Annotated in this window: 4 protein-coding genes; all 4 read left to right on the plus strand. The window is 64.3% G+C overall.

Annotation, left to right across the window (positions count from 1 at the left end):
• The coding region (locus EOB36_RS33695) for an AIR synthase-related protein (protein ID WP_245467973.1) at nucleotides 1-570 on the plus strand (570 nt) is incomplete at its 5' end.
• Nucleotides 567-1277, plus strand: a complete 711-nt coding sequence (purN, locus tag EOB36_RS33700) for a phosphoribosylglycinamide formyltransferase (protein WP_128286584.1) — start codon at nucleotides 567-569, stop codon at nucleotides 1275-1277. The genes EOB36_RS33695 and purN, both read left to right, overlap by 4 nt.
• A 58-nt stretch (nucleotides 1278-1335) precedes the next feature.
• Nucleotides 1336-1626 (plus strand): type II toxin-antitoxin system ParD family antitoxin, encoded by a 291-nt coding sequence (locus tag EOB36_RS33705; protein WP_095483242.1) that lies wholly within the window; start codon nucleotides 1336-1338, stop codon nucleotides 1624-1626.
• Nucleotides 1619-1782, plus strand: a 164-nt coding sequence (locus EOB36_RS33710) for a type II toxin-antitoxin system RelE/ParE family toxin (protein ID WP_164897718.1), incomplete at its 3' end; no start/stop codon positions are given. The genes EOB36_RS33705 and EOB36_RS33710, both read left to right, overlap by 8 nt.

A 1782-nucleotide genomic window follows, 5' to 3' on the forward strand; every position in this document is an offset into this window, starting at 1 on the left:
GCCGAACGTGGCCAGCTACTGCCGACAGACGACATCGTCGAGGGCGACGTGCTGTTGGGACTGGCCTCGTCGGGCCTGCATTCGAACGGCTTTTCGCTGGTCCGCCGCATCGTCGCGACAAGCGGCCTTGCGTGGTCCGATCCGGCGCCCTTCAATGATGAAGCCACGCTGGCCGAGGCGCTGCTCGAGCCGACACGCATCTACGTCAAGTCGATCCTCAAGGCGATCCGCGGCACGCATGGCATCAAGGCGCTGGCCCACATCACCGGCGGCGGCTTTCCTGAAAACATCCCGCGCGTCTTGCCGAAGGATTTTTCGGCCGAACTCGACCTCGACGCCATCGAAGTGCCCCCGGTATTCTCATGGCTGGCGAAGACCGGCGGCGTGGCGCCCGAAGAGATGATGCGCACCTTCAATTGCGGCGTCGGCATGATCCTCGCCGTCGCCTCCGGCCAGGCCGCACAGGTCGCGGCCGTGCTGCAGGAGGCCGGCGAGACTGTGGCGCCGATCGGCCGCATCGTGCCGCGCCGCAACGCCGGCGTCATCTATCGGGGCTCGATCGGCCTATGAGCACGCGCAAACGCACCGTGGTGCTGATTTCGGGACGCGGCTCCAACATGACGGCGCTGATCGCCGCGGCCAGCAACCCGGACTATCCGGCCGAGATCGTCGGCGTCATTTCCGACCGGGCCAATGCCGCCGGTCTAGGCATCGCCGCGGCGCGCGGCATCCCTACCAAGGTGATTTCGCGGGCCGACCATACCAGCAAGGAAGCGCATGACGGAGCGATCGACGCGGCACTTGTCTCGTTCGGCGCCGAGATCGTGACGCTGGCCGGTTACATGCGCATCCTCGGCGCGCGCTTCGTCGAGAAGTGGCTGGGACGGATGATCAACATCCACCCTGCCCTGTTGCCTGCTTTCAAGGGGCTGGATACGCATGCGCGAGCTATCCGCGCGGGCATTCGCATCCATGGTTGCACGGTGCATTTCGTCACGCTCGATATGGATGACGGCCCGATCATCGCCCAGGCTGCCGTGCCGGTGATGGTCGGTGACAATGAGGATACGCTTGCCGCCCGCGTGCTGAAGGCCGAGAACCGGCTTTATCCGCTGGCGCTCGGGCTGGTCGCCGAAGGCAAGGCGCGGATGGAAGGCGGCCGTACCGTGCTTGCCCACTTCGCCGACGATGCAGACAACAGCACTTCCGTGGTCATGGCGCCCGATCCGCTGCGCGAGGAGACCGATCTCGAGCATCTGGCGCGCATCACACCATGAGAGCCATCCTTGAAGATGGTGGCAAATATTGCTACCATCTTCACAAGGAGACAGTTTGATGGCGACAGTCGAAAAAGTCAGCGTGGCGCTTTCCCCCGAACTGCTGGACATGGTCAAGGGCGCGGTGGCCAGCGGGCAATACGGTTCGGCAAGCGAAGTAATCCGCGAAGCGCTCCGCGAATGGCGCCTTCGCCAGCCCTTGCGCGAAGCGGAAGCGGAGCGGCTGCGGAAAGCCTGGACGGAAGGGCTGGAGAGCGGCCCGTTCGCGCCTTTCGACATCGAGGACATCAAGCTGAAGGCGCACAGCCGGTTCAGCGACGCTGCCAAAAAAACACAGCGGAATGGCTGACATCCTCATTGTCCGCAGCCCGGCCGCCGAAAACGATCTGATCGAAATCTGGTTTGGCATTGCGACGGACAGCCCGCTTGCCGCGGATCGCTTTCTGGACGCCATAGCGGCGCGCATCTTGCAATTGGCCAGCTTCCCTGAATCCGGCCCCAAGAG

Source organism: Mesorhizobium sp. M6A.T.Cr.TU.017.01.1.1 (assembly GCF_004023115.1).
Taxonomy (GTDB): Bacteria; Pseudomonadota; Alphaproteobacteria; order Rhizobiales; family Rhizobiaceae; genus Mesorhizobium; species Mesorhizobium mediterraneum.

Bases quoted from the DNA above. Each gene is read 5' to 3' on its own strand.
- purN (WP_128286584.1), top strand. From the start codon at position 567: ATGAGCACGCGCAAACGCACCGTGGTGCTGATTTCGGGACGCGGCTCC.
- EOB36_RS33705 (WP_095483242.1), top strand. From the start codon at position 1,336: ATGGCGACAGTCGAAAAAGTCAGCGTGGCGCTTTCCCCCGAACTGCTG.